The sequence below is a fragment of the Campylobacter sp. CH278 genome (assembly GCF_004378845.1).
Classification (GTDB): domain Bacteria; phylum Campylobacterota; class Campylobacteria; order Campylobacterales; family Campylobacteraceae; genus Campylobacter_D; species Campylobacter_D jejuni.
Genome location: NZ_RYXZ01000009.1, coordinates 56,471 through 73,082, shown reverse-complemented (window position 1 = coordinate 73,082; position 16,612 = coordinate 56,471). Strand labels below are relative to the sequence as shown.

Sequence of the window (16,612 nt, the reverse complement as noted above, 5' to 3'; positions counted from 1 at the left end):
AATGTTTTTTGAAATAGCATTAATAGGAACAACCGCGAGTGGAAAAACATACATAGCCAATACTTTAGCAAGAGAATTTAATGCTGTTGTTTTAAGTCTTGATAGTCTTTGTGTTTATAAAGAGATTAATATAGCAAGTGCCAAGCCTTCACAAGATGATCTTGCGAGTATAAAATACTTTGGGGTGAATTTATTGAGTGTGAATGAACATTTTAATGTTGAGTTATTCATAAGAGAATACCAAAAAGCAAAAGAATTTGCTTTAGCTAGAAATTTGCCTCTAATTATAGTAGGTGGAACTGGATTTTATTTAAAAACTATGATAGATGGTTTAAGTGAAAAAACCTTAGAGTCAAAGAGTTCTTTAAATAACGATGAAATTTATGCTCTTTTATTAAATATTGATCCAAACTATAAAATAGAAAAAAATGATACTTATAGATTAAAAAAATGGCTGGGTATTTATGAACAAACAAGAGAAATTCCTAGTGAATTTTTAAAAAGAACACAAAAAACTGGGGTGCTTAAAGATATAGAAATTTATGAGCTTGCGTGGGATAAAGAAATTTTAAAAAAACGTATTAAAACTAGAACAAAAGAAATGCTTGATAATGGACTTTTAGATGAAGCAAAAATTCTTTTTTCTAAATTTGATCATAAACTTAAAGCATTAAATTCTATAGGTTTGAAAGAGTGTAAAGAATATTTAGATGGAGAAATTTCCTTTAAAGAGCTTGAAAATTTAATCACGATACATACTACACAACTTGCCAAAAGACAAAGAACTTTTAATAAAAAATTTCAAAGTAAAGCCTTGGAATTTGATAAAGCTTTAGCTATTTTAAGAATGAAATTTTCAATCGAAAAATAAATGTTCTATTAGAATTTTTACTCCTAATATAATTAAAACCAATCCGCCTAAAAGTTCAGCTTTATTTTTAAGATAAATTCCAAATTTATTTCCTATTTTTAGAGCAATGATGCATAAAATGAAGGTGATAATACCTATTAAAAATATAGCTAATAATAAATTTACATTTAAAAATGCAAAACTCACACCAACTGCTAGTGCATCGATACTCGTAGCAATTCCTAAAGCTAGCATGGTTTTAAAGCCAAATTGATTGGCATTACTATCGCAATTTTCATTTTCCAATGACTCTTTGATCATTTTTAATCCTATTAAAGAAAGTAAAATAAAAGCTATCCAATGATCAATACTCGCAATAAAAGATGCAAAAGTTATGCCTATAAAATAACCAATAGTTGGCATCAAGGCTTGAAATCCACCAAAATAAATTCCAACAATAAGATAATGTTTTAAATGTAGTTTTTTAACACTAAAACCTTTGCATAGCGATACAGCAAAAGCATCCATTCCTAAAGCACAGGATAAAAAAATAAGACTATAAAAATCCATAATAAATCCTAAAATTTTATAAAAAATTGAAGATGAAATTATAATCAAACAAAGATAAAAATCACATAATTTTGATATATTTAATTAAATTTTAAGAAATAAATATATATAATTCAATTTCATTTTTATTTTTTACTCCTTAAAAGTGGCCCATTCGTCTAGCGGTTAGGACATCGCCCTTTCACGGCGGTAACACGAGTTCGAGTCTCGTATGGGTCACCACTTTTTAATTTTTCTTTTAAAATAACGATTTTTTCATTTTTTCTATTAAAATTTAATAAATATTAATAATTTATTTTGTAGAATACGAATAGTTTTTGATATAAGTCTATTATAGACTTATATCAAGGCTGGGCATTACTGAGCTGGTGTTTGCTCTTTTGTTTTTTTATGAGCTTTAGCTTCATGTTTTTTATCAGCTTTAGCTTTTGAGTGATGAGCTTTTGTATGTGTTTGATTCACATCGCTTGGAGTATTAGCTGCAAAAACATTAGCTGCGAAAACACCTAGTAATGCTGAGATTAGTACAACTTTTTTCATATTTTCCTCCTTATGAATAATTTTTAGTTGCAAATTAATTGTAATTATTAAAAATCAACAAATAGATATTTTTTTGTAAAAATATTCCAAAAAAATATATTTTTTTTATATATATTTAAATTATTATTAAAATATATTATAAATATATCTTATTTTATTTAGGTTAAATAAATAGAAATTTTACTCACTAAGCTTTTAAGATATTTTTACTCTTTTTAATATTATTATGGTAATATTTTCAATATCAAACTAAAAATAAAGGAGAAATTATGTTTGAATTAAGAAAATTACCTTATGATACCAATGCTTTTGGTGATTTTTTGAGTGCTGAAACTTTTAATTACCATCATGGAAAACATCACAATACTTATGTTACAAATCTGAATAATCTTATTAAAGATACTGAATTTGCAGGCAAAGATCTTGTAAGCATTATCAAAACTTCAAATGGGGGCGTATTTAATAACGCAGCTCAAGTTTATAATCATGATTTTTATTTTGATTGCATTAAGCCAAGTACAGGCTGTGGCTGTGGCAGTTCATGCCAAAGTATGGACGCTAATTTACAAGCGGCACTAGAAAAAGAATTTGGATCTTTAGAAAATTTCAAAGCTGAATTCATCAAAGGTGCTACAGGAGTTTTTGGTTCAGGATGGTTTTGGTTAGTTTATAATACTAAAAATCAAAAACTAGAATTTGTAGGTACTTCAAACGCAGCTACACCAATTACTGAAGATAAAGTTCCTTTACTTGTTGTAGATGTTTGGGAACATGCTTATTATGTAGATCATCGTAATGCACGCCCTGCTTATTTAGAGAAATTCTATGCTCATATTAATTGGGAGTTTGTTGCAAAAGCTTATGAATGGGCTTTAAAAGAAGGCATGGGATCAGTTAGCTTTTATGCAAATGAACTTCACCCTATAAAATAATTTAAAGGCATCAGAAGATGCCTTTTTACTCTCCTAAACTTGGAGTCATTTCGATAATCTTCCAAGGAAGTCCTTGAGAATTCAGCTCTTCCATAAAAGGCTTAGCATCAAATTCTTCCATATTAAATACGCCTTTTCCTTGCCAAATTCCTTTAGCGATTAATTTCGTGCCTATCATAGCGGGAACACCTGTAGTATAGCTCACAGCTTGTGCACCAGTTTCTTTATAGCATTCTTCGTGATTGCAAACATTATAAATATAAACTTGTTTGTCTTTTCCATCTTTTTGACCACGAATCACACAACCTATATTAGTATAACCTTTAGTGCGTGGTCCTAAACTTGCAGGATCAGGAAGCAAGGTTTTTAAAAATTCTATAGGAATGATTTCTTTACCTTGGTGCATCACAGGTTTAATCCCTAGCATTCCAACATTTTCAAGACATTTCATGTGAGTTAAATAACTTTGTCCAAAAGTCATAAAAAAGCGTATTCTTTTTAAACCTTTGATATTTTTTACCAAGCTTTCAAGTTCTTCATGATAAAGCAAATAGCTATCTTTCACACCTACTTCTGGGTAATCCCATTCCATTTTTATTTCCATAGGTTGCGTTTCTATCCACTTGCCATTTTCCCAATAACGCCCTTTAGCAGAAACCTCACGCAGATTGATTTCAGGATTAAAATTGGTCGCAAAAGCATAGCCATGATCACCTGCATTGCAATCTAAAATATCTATATAAGAAATTTCATCAAATAAATTTTGTTGTGCATAAGCACAAAAAACATTAGTTACACCAGGATCAAATCCACTTCCTAAAAGTCCTAAAATTCTTGCTTGTTTAAACTCATCATTTCTCGCCCATTGCTCTTTGTATTCAAATTTAGCTAAATCAGGATGTTCATAATTTGCCGTATCTATATAATCAATCCCTGCTTTTATACAAGCATCCATTAAACTCAAATCTTGATAAGGCAAAGCAACATTGAGTAAAATTTGCGCTCCTGTTTTCTTGATAAGTTCTACAACCGCATTGCTATCATCAGCATCAATTTGCGCTGTTTTAATTTGAACCCCTAAACGCTCTTTGATAAAAGTAGCGATTTCATCACATTTGCTTTTTGTTCTACTAGCTAAAGTGATTTTGCTAAAAGTATCAGAATTCATTGCGCATTTTACAGTAGCCACACGACTTACTCCACCTGCGCCTATGATTAAAAGATTTTTCATGAAATTTGTCCTTAAAAGATTTTTAGGAATTTTAACTAAAAATTGATAATATCAAAATTTATTTTTTCTTCTAAGTTATAATTTGAGCTTAATAACATAAAAAATTCTATATTTTTATATCTTAACTTAAGTCTATAAAAAGCCCCTAAAAATTCTTTTTGTAAAATTTTAGCCTCAAAGCGATTTCCTATTTTAAGTTCTGCATAACCAAAAATATAATTTTTTGAAGCTATCCAAGCAAAAAATTCATCTTCTAAATCAAGTTTTTCTTCTATGATATTTAAATCAGGTAAAATTTGCGCACTTTTAAAATCGGGCTTAAAATAAAGCTCTTTAGGATTTGCATGAGCTAAAATTTTTCCTTTTTCTAAAAAAGCGATTTCATCAGACATACAATAAGCATCTTCAATATCATGAGTTACCATAATAGCCGTAATGCCTTGATTTTCTATCATTTTTTTCAATTCTCTTCTTAAATCCTGTTTTAAATTTTGATCCAAATTAGAAAAAGGTTCATCTAAAAGCAAAAGCTTACATCCTCTTGCCATAGCTCTAGCAAAAGCCACTCTTTGCGCTTGTCCTCCTGAAATTTCATCGATTTTTTTATATCTTAAATCTTCAATTTCAAAAGTTTTAAGCAAATGATTTAAAATTTGATTTTTATCTTTTTTATCATAAAGTGCAAAAAGTATGTTTTTTTCAACATTTAAATGAGGAAATAAAGCATAATTTTGAAACATCAAAGCCACTTCACCTTTGCAAGAAAACAAATCATAAGAACTAGCTTGTTCAAGCTTAGCAATAATCCTTAAAAGCGTGCTTTTTCCGCTTCCGCTACCTCCTAAAATGCTTAAAAATTCTCCTTCTTTGACATGAAGATTGATATTTTCTAAAGCTTGTATTTTTCCAAAATTTTTAGATAAATTTTTAATTTCTAACATCATCTTTCCTTGTGATTTTATCCATCCAAACAACAACCATTAAAGAAAGAAAAACGATAAACAAGGAAGGCAAAGCTGCATCATAAATTCTTTCATCACTTGCAAACCAGAAAGCTTTAACACTTAAAGTTTCAAAGCCAAAAGGCGCTAAAATTCTACTTAAAGGAAGTTCTTTAATCGTATCAATAAAAACAATAATAAAAGCCAAAAATAAAAAATGTTTCATTAAAGGTGTGTGAATTTTAAAAAATAAAATAAAATAACTCGTTCTTAAATTTAAACTTGCTTCATCAATATTTAGATGAATTTTATTATATCCTCCCTCTAAAGAATAAATTGCACTCGCTAAAAAACGAATTATATAAGCAAAAATAAGAACAAATAAAGAATTTCCCAATAAACTCATGTGAAAAATTTTATCCAAAAATACAAAAAGCACTATAATGCTAATCCCTAAAGCAGCAGCAGGTATAGAATAACCCAAAGAACTTATTTTTAAAATAAATAAATTAAAAAAATGATTTTTAACTATCCTAGAACTAAACATCAAAAAATAAGCTAAAAAAGTGGTAATTAAAGCAGTGATTAAAGCTAAGATTATAGTTTTAAAACTGATAATATAAAATTGTGATTCAAAAAGCTTATGATCTTTTAGCCCCCAATAAACTAGCCAAATAAAAGGTAAAATAAAACCTACAAAAGCAATCATAAAACAATAAATACAGGATAGAATTTGTTTAATAGGATTTAATTTTCTTTTTTTGATAAAAAGAGTTAAATTTTGATTAAAACTATAATGATGTTTATTTTTATAATAATAATCCACATACATAATCAAAAATACAAAAAGCATTAAAATACCCGATAAAACACTAGAAGAATAAGAATCATTCAAATCATACCAGAGTTTAAAAATTCCAGCCGAAAAAGTATCCACTCCCAAATAAGCACTTGCACCATAATCACTCAAAGTTTCCATTAAAACCAATAAAGTTCCAGAAAAAATGGCAGGTCTTGCACTCAAAAGTGCCACGCGTGTAAAAATTCTAAATTCAGAATATTTCATGATTTTAGCTACTTCATAAGCCTCTTTGGCTTCACTTTTAAAAGCTGTTTTAGCAAATAAATAAATATAAGGATATAAAGAAATAGACAAAACAAAAATAACACCATAATGATTGAAAAAATCTATCCTAAAGCCAAAATTTTTGTGAAAAAATCCTTGAAAATCCATAATTCCTACATAAACAAAGGCTAAAATATAAGCAGGTATAGCCAAGGGTAAAATGAGTAATTTTTCTAAAATTTTACAGAAATAAAAATCATAATTTGCGATTAAATAAGCAGAACTCACACCCAAAATCAAGCTCAAACACAATACTCCCATGCTAATTATAAAAGTATCTTTGATGAATTTTAAAAATAAATAATCAAAAAAATGACTCAAATTTTCTTTAATAGATGAAAATTGGGTTAAATCACTTGCATTAAAATTTTGAAATAAAATATAAAAAAGTTCAGCAAAAATACCAAAAATAGGCAAAGCAAGAAAAAGGGCAAGTAAAATTGCCCAGAGTTTATAGTATTTTAGGGATTTATACATTATCTAAAACCGACTTCATCGTAAATTTTAACAGCTTCTTTAATATTTTCTGCTATCTTACTCACAGGGATTTGATCTTCTTTGAAAGTTCCAAAATCTTTTACAGTTTGGCTTAATTCTACATCATTTCTTATAGGAAATTCATAATTACTATCAGTAAGAATTTTTTGAATTTCAGGACTTAACATAAATTCCATAAATTTTTTAGCCGCATCTTGATTTTTACTTGATTTTGTCATAGCAATACCGCTAATGTTAATATGCGTTCCTCTATTGTCTTGATTAGGAAAAATAATACCCAAAGAATTCCCCACTTCTACATCTTTTGGATTTTTAGAATTCTTTAAAAGCCCTATATAATAAGTATTCATAACTGCAAATTTAGCTTCGCCTGCAAATACTTGTCTGGCTTGATCTCTATCCCCACCCTTTGGATTTGTCGCAAGATTTTCAAGCACACCTTTAGCCCATGCTTTAGCCTCTTTATTTCCGTCATTAGCTATAATAGATGCTAAAAGAGTTTTGCTATAAGGAGCTGTAGCACTTCTCATAACAATTTCTCCTTTAAATTCAGCTTTTGCTAAATCTTCATAATTTTTCATTTTGCTAATATCGATATTTGTGTTTTTGTTGTAAGCAATAATTCTTGCTCTTTTTGTAATCGCAAACCATTCTTTATCCTTATCTCTTAAATGAGCGGGTATAAATTCTTCTAAATATTTTGATGAAACAGGGGATAAAAGTCCTAAATTCTTAGCTTCTGTAAGATTTGAAATATCAGCTGTGATGAAAATATCAGCAGGAGAATTACTTCCTTCAAGAGAAAGTCTTTTAATAAGTTCTGAAGCTTTAGCTTGAGTATGATTGACCTTAATGCCCGTTTTTTCTTCAAATTTCTTAATAATCTGAAAATCAGCATCATAATGTCTTGCTGAGTAAATATTAAGCTCACTAGCACCTAAAAATGAAACAGCCGTTAAAAACATAAAGAAGATTTTTTTCATATTTTATCCTTTATTGAGAATTATACTCGGTCTTATTAAGATCTTTAAAATCAGTATGAGAATGTTCAGAACAAGCAAAAGCAAAGCCAATGCATAATAAAAATAAAATTATTTTTTTCATAGACATTAATTCCTTTTAGATATTTTGATAAGAAATATTAATATTAAAAAGTAAATATGACGTAATCTTTATATTTTTATATTTCTTTAAAGAATAAAGAGGTTTATTTTTGATACATATGTTGATAAATTTATGTTTTTAATAAACTCTTGATTAAATAAAGTTGATTAAAATTTTTCTTTTAAAAGGTGGTAGCATGTTTTCTTCATTTTTTGCAAGTAAAAAATGGGCTTTATGGGCTTATTTAGGACTTTTTTTACTCTTATTTTTTCTTTTCATTCAAACAAGTCTTAATGTTGCTATAAATTCATGGTATAGTGATTTTTATAATGTCTTGCAAAAACCTAAAATAGAAATTTTAGATTCAAATTTAACACAAAAAATAGACACTAATTTCGAAAATAATACCACTTTAATCCAAGAGGCTAATCAAAGAGCCGAGCAAAATTTCCAAAAAGCTAATTTTATCAATAAAGGCGCATTGTATTATTATCAAAATTTATTAGAATATTTTTTCAACTCTAGGGCTATGATTGAAAAGCTAAATTATTCAGCAAATGATTTTTATGCTTTGATTTTAGTTTTTTTGGCTATTGCTATTCCTTATGTTTTAATCGCTACGATTAATATCTATTTTGCTAGTGTCTATGCTTTTAAGTGGCGTGAGGCTATGACTTTTTCTTATTTAAAATTTTGGAAAAATAAAGATGACAATATAGAAGGAAGTTCGCAAAGAATTCAAGAAGATACTTATAATTTTTCCAAAATCGTAGAGAGTTTAGGACTTAGTTTTATAAAAGCTTTGATGACCCTTGTAGCATTTATTCCGATTTTATGGAGTTTAAGTGATGTTGTGAGTAAAGCTTTATTTGCAAATTTAAGCGAAAATTCTTCTTTTTATTTTTTAAAAAACATTGATGGTTTACTTGTTTATATTGCACTTTTGATTTCTTTAGGAGGCTTGGTTGTGTCATGGTTTGTAGGTATTAAGCTTCCCGGACTTGAATATAACAATCAAAAAGCTGAAGCAGCTTTTAGAAAAGAGCTTGTTTATGCTGAGGATAATCGCAAAGAATACGCTAAAAATGAGACTATGATAGAGCTTTTTACAGGGCTTAAATTTAACTATAAAAGACTTTTTTTACATTATGGATATTTTAATATTTGGCTCATTTTATTTGAGCAAATGATAGTTATAGTGCCATTTTTAATCATGGCACCAGGGCTTTTTGCTGGAGCTATAGGACTTGGTATTGTAATGCAGATTAATAATGCTTTTGATCAAGTGCGAAGCTCTTTTAGTGTTTTTATCACAAACTGGACAACTATCACTCAACTTAGAAGTATATATAAGCGTTTAAAGGAATTTGAGAAAAACATAGCTTATAAAGAACATTAGTGCCTATAAAAATATCTAAATTTGATAAAAACAAGTAAAGCAATAAAAAGCAAAGAGGCTGTGAATATACATAAAAATTCCCAGCCAAAACTTTCATAATAAAAACTTGGTAATACAGAACCTATAGCACCCCCACTGTAATAAAATGCTAAGTATAGCCCATTTGCCAATCCTTTTTTATTGGTAGATGAATTTAAAAGTCCTGAAAATATGCAATGACTGATAAACATTCCGCTACAAAACACAAACATGGCAAAAAATGTGAAGTAAAAATTATTTATTAACATACAAAAACAACCTGTAATAAAAACAACAAAACCAAAAATGGCTGTACGAATTTTTGAACCAAAAAAAGCTATAGTTTTTCCTATAAGTAGGGAGCTAATAACTCCTGTTAAAAAGCCCAAATAAACAAGTCCAATTTGTGTTTGTGTTATATTGGCTACACTTTCTTTTAAATGGAAAGGTAAAAAACTTACTATGCTTTGAAAGGAAAAAAAGATGATAAAAACACAGGATAAAATCACTATAAATTTAACCTCTTTAATAAAAGGTAAAAAATCTTTTAGTGAAATTTGCGTATTTAAATTGGTGCAGTGTTCTTTAAAAAATAAAAACAAAAAACCAGAACAAAGCATTAAAATAGCAAAAAAATTTAAAGCAAAATGCCAAGAAAAAAGATCACTTAAAAAGCTCCCAAACACTCTACCAACAAAACCTCCAAAAGTTGTAGCACCTACATAAATTGCTATATTTTTTTGTATATTTTCATTTTCTAAACGACTAAGTAAGGTAAGAAGTGCTGTAAGTATAGCAGGTATGCAAAGAGCTTGTAAAAATCTAAAGAAAAGAAAAAAATAAAAATTATTGCTTAAATTTCCGATGATTCCAAAAAATGCACACATAAACAAAGAAAAAATAAGAATTTTTTTTAAGGAAAAAATTTCAAGCAAATATCCATAAATTAAAGGAGCTACAGCCAAAGGAATGAGTGTGATACTAATCACCCAAGAAATTTGATGCAAACTCACATTAAAATAATTAGAAAGTAAAGGAGTTATAGGTTGTGGAGCATAAACGATAGCTAAGGTTAATAGGGCGCAAAAAATAATTAAAATTTTTAGTATTTTCATAATTTTAATTAAACTATAGCAAAAATTAAAGTTTAATTAAAAGAGTCTTTTAAGCAAAAATTTTACTTTTAATTGTGTATAATAAGGTTCAATAATATTTTATTTCTTAAGGAGCTTCATTGGACCCCAGTCAGGTTTTGGATTTAAACCAAACTTCTACAGCATCTTTTGATGCAGGATATTCTATGCTTATGGTTGTTGTTGCACTTGCTCTAGTGTTTTTAAATGGTTTTTTTGTTTTGTCTGAATTTAGTATTGTTAAAGTACGTCGTTCCAAGCTTGAAGAGATGGTAAAAGAAAAAAAAGCTGGTGCCAAGAAAGCTTTGGAGGTTACTTCAAGGCTTGATACGTATCTTAGTGCTTGTCAATTAGGAATTACTTTAAGTTCTCTAGCTCTTGGTTGGATAGGTGAGCCTGCTATTGCAAAAATGCTAGAAATTCCGCTTATTAATCTTGGTTTTAGCACTGTTATTATCCATACTATAGCTTTCATTATTGCTTTTAGCATTATTACTCTTTTGCATGTGGTTTTAGGAGAACTTGTGCCGAAAAGTATAGCTATTGCAGTTGCAGATAAAGCGGTTTTATTTATAGCTAGACCGCTTCATTGGTTTTGGATGCTCTTTTTGCCTTGTATTAAAATTTTCGATTTTTTAGCAGCTATAAGTTTGAAACTTTTTGGAATAAAACCTGCTAAAGAAAGCGAGCTAACTCATAGCGAAGAAGAAATTAAAATCATAGCAAGTGAGAGTCAAAAAGGTGGAGTTTTAGATGAATTTGAAACAGAGATCATACGCAATGCTGTTGATTTTTCAGATACTGTTGCTAAAGAGATTATGACTCCTAGAAAAGATATGATTTGTCTAAATAAACAAAAAAGTTACGAAGAAAATATGCAAATCATTTGTGAGCATAAACATACTCGCTTTCCTTATATTGATGGTTCTAAAGATACTATTTTAGGTATGATACACATACGAGATATAATACAAAATGAATTAAACCATAAAAGTCAAAATTTAGATACTTTTGTTAAACCTTTGATTTTGGTTCCTGAAAATATCAGCATTTCAAAAGTACTTGTAATGATGAATAAAGAACGCTCTCATACTGCATTAGTAGTTGATGAGTATGGTGGAACTGCTGGAATTTTAACCATGGAAGATATCATGGAAGAAATTATTGGCGAAATTAAAAGCGAGCATGAAGAAGACAGCTATAAAAAACTTGCTGAAAATATCTATGAATTTCAAGGACGATGCGATATAGAAACTGTTGAAGAAATGCTTGTAATAAACTATGATGAGGATTTAGAACAAGTTACTATAGGTGGTTATGTATTTAATCTTTTAGGACGCTTGCCTATGGTAGGAGATCGCATTGAAGATGAACTTTGTTACTATGAAGTTAAAAAAATGGATGGGAATTCTATAGAGCGTGTTAAGGTAGTTAAAAAAACAAATAAAGATGAAGAATAAGCCTCTTTAGGCTTATTTCTTTTTGTAAATTTGGTTTTTAATTTCTATACACTCAAAACCTTTTTCATCTAGTGTAACTACGCGTAAATATCCACCATCATCTATTTTCCCCTCGCATAAAAATACTCTTTTGGCTATTTTCATAGGAAGTTTTTCTTTATTTCTGTGTCCAAAGATTTGATAAAGATTGTCCGAGGTGAAATTACAAAATTGATTTGCTACTTTTTGACTGTCTTCATATCCACCTACACCATAAATAAAGTCATGGCTTGGTATAAAACTTATTTTTTCAGGTTTGGAGGGTATAAAATTTACTCCTCCATGTGAACAAAATATGAATTTATTTTGGAATTTGTAGTATAAACATTCTTTTAGATGAGGATAGAGTTTTCTAGCATCTCTTGGAGTAAGTTTTTCTTTTCTAAAATCCTTTAAAGTATTTTCATTAAATTCTTTGGAATTTGACAATTCTCCATTAGCCCATTTTATAAGATGTCTTTCGTGATTTCCTTCTAGTAAGCATACATTTTCTTTTTCACAAATTTTTAAAAGAAATTTTATTACTTTGCCATTTTCTATACCTCTGTTGATATAATCTCCTAAAAATATATAAAATTCATCTTCTTTGATTGTTTTAATGTATTCTTTTAAAACACTATAACAACCTTGTAAATCTCCTATATGATGAATTTTTTTGTATTTGCTTAAATTTGGCATTTGGTAAAGACATTTTTTCCAGTCACTTGAGTCTAAAATTGCGTATTTTTTTGGATTTTTTTTGAGCAAATCTTGAGTTTTTTCCAAAAGAGCATAAGGGATGATATATCCATTTTTTTTAGCTTCTAAAAGATTTTTTTCTTGACATTGTTTTAAAGAGCTATCAAAAACAATAACATACATTTTATAGCGATATTGTTTAGCTAAGTCTTTGTAAATTTTTAATGTTTCATTGTAAGCGTTTATGATGCAAAACTCACCTTTTTGCATACGCATTTCTAGAAGTTTGAGTAAAATTTTACTCAAATCTTCATCATTTTTAACATTTAAAATTTTATATTCACTGACTATATTTTTGACGCTTCCTGATAAAAGACGCAAAGCATTTAAATCAAGTGTATAATTTTGAAGTTTATTATTTTTGATAAATTCTTCTTGTCCTGCATAATAATTCCCTCTTAAAACAAGTAAGATTCGCACATTCTTTGCCTAGATTTTCTTTAAAAATTCAGTTTTTAAAACAATAACGCCAAATTTATCTACTCTAGCTTCAATTTCACTTTCTTTAGAAGTGAGCTTAATATTTTTTATAGTAGTTCCACGTTTTAAAGTTGTACTTGCACCTTTAACCTTAAGATCTTTTATTACACTCACGCTATCACCTGCGTTAAGTTCTATTCCATTAGCGTCTTTAGCCATTTTTTTCCTTTCTTTGATCTAAAATATTTAAAATTTGCACCACTAAAGCAAAAGCCATAGCGGTATAAATATATGCCTTATCAATATGAATATCAAAACTTTCAGCAACTAAAACTACGCCTATTAGCACCAAAAAAGCTAAGGCTAAAATTTTAATGCTTGGATATTTTTCAACAAAATCTGCTATAGGTTTAGAAGCAAAAAGCATCACAGTTATTGCAATAATAACAGCGATAATCATAATGGTTACATCTTGAGCAATTCCTACTGCGGTAATAACACTATCAAGTGAAAACACTATGTCAATCACAGCAATTTCAGCTACAACTATCCAAAGTTTATTGCTTACTTTAAAATGACTTTGGCCTTCTTCTTGATGAGAAATTTGCTCTTTAATTTCTTTAATAGACTTTACAATCAAGAAAAGCCCACCTAGTAAAAGAACTAGATCTCTTCCTGAAATTTCATTGCCCAATACACTAAACAAAGGTGTTACAAGTTTCATTACCCAAAAAAGAGATAAAAGAAGTAAAATTCTTGTAATCATTGCAAAAGCTAAACCTAAGATACGTCCTTTATCACGATGTTCAGGGGGTAGTTTGCTTACTAAAATAGCTAAAAAAATGATATTATCTATCCCTAGTACAATTTCAAGAGCACTTAAAGTAGCTAAAGTAATCCAACCATCAATACTAAATATCCATTCAAACATAAATTTCCTTGAAAATTTTAAAATTTTTTTAAAGTGATATTTTATAGTTTTAAAGCAAATGCCTTTAATTCTTTAAGAAAAAATTTCAATCACACTTAAAGGTAAAATTTCATGTTCTAGGCTATGAATTTTTTCTTCAAATTCTTCAAAACTCAAATTTCTTTTCTCAAAAGCTTTTTGAGCTATAATCATTCCGCCATCAAGTTCTTCATTGACCCAATGCACACTCACGCCAGCTACTTTCATATCGCTTTCATAGCTTTCTTTAATTGCATGTGCTCCTTTAAAAAGTGGCAATAAAGAAGGATGAAGGTTAATTGCCTTAATATTTTTTGTAAAAACAGGACTTAAAATTCTCATAAAACCTGCTAATACAGTAAGATTTGCTCCACTTTCTTTGATTTTTTGTACCAAAATCATATCAAATTCTTCACGAGTATTATAAGCCTTATGATCAACAATGACAGTATCAAGACCAAATTTTTTTGCCCTTTGTATACCAAAAGCATCTTTGTTATTGCAAAGGCAAAGTACTACTTCATAGGTATTTTCCCCTATAGTTTTTTTATGAAGTTTTTCTAAAATATTTTTTAAATTACTTCCATTTCCACTAAAAAGTACAGCTAATTTTACAAGCATTTTAAACCTTTGATAAGTTTTAAAGCGTCAAAGCTATTTTTATTAAATTTATATTTTTTTGCAACAAGTCCATGAGCTAAAGTAGCATTTTTTGCTGCTTCTAAAGCACTAAAACCAAAACCTAAATGTGCAGCAATCATTCCACTTAAAACATCTCCGCTCCCACCTTTAGCTAAAGCTTGATTTCCTAAATTTACAACAAATAATTTTTCTTTTTGCACAATAATAGGATTTGCTCCTTTTAAAACAAGAACACAATCATAATTTTGCGAAAATTTTCTAGCATAGAAAAAGCGATTTTTTTGTAATATTTCTATATCTAAATCCTCATCAAAGCACATTTTATAAAGTCTTATAAATTCTTTTGGATGAGGGGTTATAACGACATCTTTTCTATTTAAATACCAAAGTAAAGCTTCACTTAAAAAGCAGTTTGCATCCAAGATTAAAGGAGTGTTTTGCAAAATTTCATCTTTTAGAAAATCCAAATTTTCAAGCCCCATTCCTAAAGCAATAGCACTTGCATTATTTTCAATTTTTTCTTTTAACATCAAAAGAGGCGAGAAACTTTTTTGTGCCACCAAAGAAACAAGACCTGCTCCAAAATTTAAGGCTCCAAGTCCTGCTAAAGTTCCAGCACTTGCATTGGCAACTATATAAATATGGCCAAAATTTCCTTTATTGGTATTGATTTTTCTATCTATAGTTTTTAAATCTTTTTTTTCAAGTAAAAAAGCTTGAGAATTAGAGTAAAATTTCTTAGAACTAATGCCTAAATTGGCTATTTTAATCCTCCCTACAAATTCCTTAGCAAAATCTTCAAGTAAAATTTCCTTTAAAACTCCCATACAAAGTGTAATATCAGCTTTAAAACAAGGATAAAATCCCAAATTTGTAGGTATATCACAAGCTATTTTTAAAGCTTTGCTTTGATTAACTTTTTGAATGATTAAACTTGTTTTTTCATCTAAACAACGATTTGAACCTGTGCCTAAAATACAATCAACAATAATATGAAATTTCTTAAAATCAGGTTCTTTTTTACAAAATTTAAAAGCATAATTTTGTAAAATTTGCTCTTGTTTTTTAAAAAGCGTATTTTCTTTAAAGCCTATTTTATAAGCTTTAACGTGTTTTAAATTTCTTAAAGCCACCAAGCCATCTGAAGCGTTGTTGCCCCCACCTAATAAAAAAAGTATTTTTACTTTTTTAATCTTGCATTGAATGCGGATTTTTTTAGCTTCTTTTTTAATCAGCTTGGCTAAATTTAATCCTGCATTTTCCATTAAAATAAGCTCATCTAAACCTTTATTTATAGCATTTTGTTCTAAAATTTTTATATTATCAATAATAGCTTTCATAATCTTTTTTCACCAAAAAATATATATTTTTTTCTCTTTCTTCTTCAAATTTTTTCATTTTGGGTAAAAATTTCTGGATCAAAGCACGAAAATTCTTAAAACCATAATTTTGTGGATGAAAATCCGAGTATTTGCGGTTCATATTAGTGCGGATTTGTGCGTATTCGGCACGCCCTTTTTCATCGATAAGCTGTTCGGTGATATTGATTAAAGCTCTTAAATAATCCTTACTTAAAATATCTTCTTTTTTACTCTCATCTTTATCTAAATAAAAAAATTCACTAAAAGCATTTATATAAGATTTTATAGACTTTTCAAGCCCCATTCCTATAACTTGTTTTTTATTTTCTCTTAATTTTTGAATGAGTGAAGTATAATCACTATCGCTTGAAACAATAACAAAAATATCTATATTTTTTTCATAAAATATGGACATGATTTCAGTGATTAAATACATATCGCTTGAGTTTTTATTGGCTGCAAAATTAAATTGTTGCATAGCGATTAAAGAATATTCAGCAATTTGCTCTCTCCAACCTTGTATATTTTTTTGAGTCCAGTCTCCATAAATGCGTTTAATGATAACTTCTCCATAATCTGAAGCGATATCAAAAATACTTTTAGCGTATTTTGCAGGGATATTTTCTGCATCTATAAAGATAGCTATACTTTTATTTTCCAT

General features: G+C 28.6%; 18 protein-coding genes and 1 tRNA gene. 5 read left to right on the top strand and 14 right to left on the bottom strand.

All coding sequences use genetic code 11. From position 1 onward, the window contains the following. Window position 1: 1 nt before the first annotated feature. Complete coding sequence (miaA, locus tag ELQ04_RS07830) at window positions 2-871, top strand: tRNA (adenosine(37)-N6)-dimethylallyltransferase MiaA (protein WP_071170162.1); 870 nt, start codon at window positions 2-4, stop codon at window positions 869-871. Here miaA and ELQ04_RS07825 read toward each other — a convergent pair. Next, window positions 857-1,420 carry a manganese efflux pump MntP family protein gene (locus ELQ04_RS07825; protein WP_134224501.1) on the bottom strand — a complete coding sequence of 188 codons (564 nt, stop codon included), beginning with the start codon at window positions 1,418-1,420 and terminating at the stop codon, window positions 857-859. The genes miaA and ELQ04_RS07825 overlap by 15 nt on opposite strands. A 147-nt stretch (window positions 1,421-1,567) precedes the next feature. Between ELQ04_RS07825 and ELQ04_RS07820 the strand changes: the two genes are divergently transcribed. After that, window positions 1,568-1,642: transfer RNA gene (locus ELQ04_RS07820), tRNA-Glu, on the top strand. 135 nt (window positions 1,643-1,777) lie between these two features. On the opposite strand, the gene ELQ04_RS07815 is transcribed toward ELQ04_RS07820, so the two are convergent. Next, window positions 1,778-1,960: a hypothetical protein gene (locus tag ELQ04_RS07815; RefSeq protein ID WP_002880827.1), complete on the bottom strand. Its 183-nt coding sequence runs from the start codon at window positions 1,958-1,960 to the stop codon at window positions 1,778-1,780. Between the two features lie 269 nt (window positions 1,961-2,229). Here ELQ04_RS07815 and sodB point away from each other — a divergent pair, with 269 nt between their 5' ends. Continuing rightward, window positions 2,230-2,892, top strand: a complete 663-nt coding sequence (gene sodB, locus ELQ04_RS07810) for a superoxide dismutase [Fe] (protein WP_134224499.1) — start codon at window positions 2,230-2,232, stop codon at window positions 2,890-2,892. Window positions 2,893-2,917: 25 nt separating this feature from the next. On the opposite strand, the gene ELQ04_RS07805 is transcribed toward sodB, so the two are convergent. From ELQ04_RS07805 to ELQ04_RS07785, 5 genes are read right to left on the bottom strand one after another with little or no spacing between them, the layout of a single operon-like run. Continuing rightward, complete coding sequence (locus tag ELQ04_RS07805; protein ID WP_052794267.1) at window positions 2,918-4,123, bottom strand: saccharopine dehydrogenase family protein; 1,206 nt, start codon at window positions 4,121-4,123, stop codon at window positions 2,918-2,920. A gap of 35 nt (window positions 4,124-4,158) precedes the next feature. Then, window positions 4,159-5,067 carry an ABC transporter ATP-binding protein gene (locus ELQ04_RS07800; RefSeq protein WP_134224497.1) on the bottom strand — a complete coding sequence of 303 codons (909 nt, stop codon included), beginning with the start codon at window positions 5,065-5,067 and terminating at the stop codon, window positions 4,159-4,161. Beyond that, the gene (locus ELQ04_RS07795; RefSeq protein WP_052802355.1) at window positions 5,051-6,667 is read right to left on the bottom strand and encodes an iron ABC transporter permease; all 1,617 of its coding nucleotides are present in this window, start codon (window positions 6,665-6,667) and stop codon (window positions 5,051-5,053) included. Before ELQ04_RS07795 ends, ELQ04_RS07800 begins: the two co-directional genes overlap by 17 nt. Further along, window positions 6,667-7,671, bottom strand: a complete 1,005-nt coding sequence (locus ELQ04_RS07790) for a Fe(3+) ABC transporter substrate-binding protein (protein ID WP_126220451.1) — start codon at window positions 7,669-7,671, stop codon at window positions 6,667-6,669. The genes ELQ04_RS07795 and ELQ04_RS07790 overlap by 1 nt, the downstream gene beginning before the upstream one ends. Window positions 7,672-7,681: 10 nt before the next feature. Next, on the bottom strand, window positions 7,682-7,798 hold the full coding sequence (locus ELQ04_RS07785; protein ID WP_079460120.1) for a hypothetical protein: 117 nt from the start codon (window positions 7,796-7,798) through the stop codon (window positions 7,682-7,684). 190 nt (window positions 7,799-7,988) lie between these two features. Between ELQ04_RS07785 and ELQ04_RS07780 the strand changes: the two genes are divergently transcribed. Continuing rightward, complete coding sequence (locus ELQ04_RS07780) at window positions 7,989-9,191, top strand: putative transporter (protein WP_052794264.1); 1,203 nt, start codon at window positions 7,989-7,991, stop codon at window positions 9,189-9,191. Here the strand turns inward: ELQ04_RS07780 and ELQ04_RS07775 are convergent. Next, a complete protein-coding gene (locus ELQ04_RS07775; protein ID WP_052794276.1) occupies window positions 9,188-10,318 on the bottom strand; it encodes an MFS transporter in 1,131 nt (376 codons plus the stop codon). The two genes, ELQ04_RS07780 and ELQ04_RS07775, sit on opposite strands and share 4 nt — an antisense overlap. 125 nt (window positions 10,319-10,443) lie before the next feature. On the opposite strand from ELQ04_RS07775, the gene ELQ04_RS07770 reads away from it, so the two are divergent. Beyond that, window positions 10,444-11,802: a hemolysin family protein gene (locus tag ELQ04_RS07770; protein ID WP_002869507.1), complete on the top strand. Its 1,359-nt coding sequence runs from the start codon at window positions 10,444-10,446 to the stop codon at window positions 11,800-11,802. A gap of 12 nt (window positions 11,803-11,814) precedes the next feature. On the opposite strand, the gene ELQ04_RS07765 is transcribed toward ELQ04_RS07770, so the two are convergent. From ELQ04_RS07765 to ELQ04_RS07740, 6 genes are all read right to left on the bottom strand, one after another. Beyond that, window positions 11,815-12,999: a metallophosphoesterase gene (locus tag ELQ04_RS07765; protein ID WP_002937148.1), complete on the bottom strand. Its 1,185-nt coding sequence runs from the start codon at window positions 12,997-12,999 to the stop codon at window positions 11,815-11,817. 9 nt (window positions 13,000-13,008) lie between these two features. Next, entirely contained in the window at window positions 13,009-13,218 is a 210-nt protein-coding gene (locus tag ELQ04_RS07760) for an alkylphosphonate utilization protein (RefSeq protein WP_002937153.1), read from the bottom strand. Continuing rightward, a complete protein-coding gene (locus ELQ04_RS07755) occupies window positions 13,211-13,930 on the bottom strand; it encodes a TerC family protein (RefSeq protein ID WP_002937155.1) in 720 nt (239 codons plus the stop codon). The genes ELQ04_RS07760 and ELQ04_RS07755 overlap by 8 nt, the downstream gene beginning before the upstream one ends. 72 nt (window positions 13,931-14,002) lie before the next feature. Next, window positions 14,003-14,569 carry a phosphoribosylglycinamide formyltransferase gene (purN, locus tag ELQ04_RS07750; RefSeq protein ID WP_002937159.1) on the bottom strand — a complete coding sequence of 189 codons (567 nt, stop codon included), beginning with the start codon at window positions 14,567-14,569 and terminating at the stop codon, window positions 14,003-14,005. Further along, window positions 14,560-15,930 (bottom strand): bifunctional ADP-dependent NAD(P)H-hydrate dehydratase/NAD(P)H-hydrate epimerase, encoded by a 1,371-nt coding sequence (locus tag ELQ04_RS07745; protein ID WP_002937163.1) that lies wholly within the window; start codon window positions 15,928-15,930, stop codon window positions 14,560-14,562. Before ELQ04_RS07745 ends, purN begins: the two co-directional genes overlap by 10 nt. Continuing rightward, entirely contained in the window at window positions 15,914-16,612 is a 699-nt protein-coding gene (locus ELQ04_RS07740; RefSeq protein ID WP_002937165.1) for an NYN domain-containing protein, read from the bottom strand. Before ELQ04_RS07740 ends, ELQ04_RS07745 begins: the two co-directional genes overlap by 17 nt.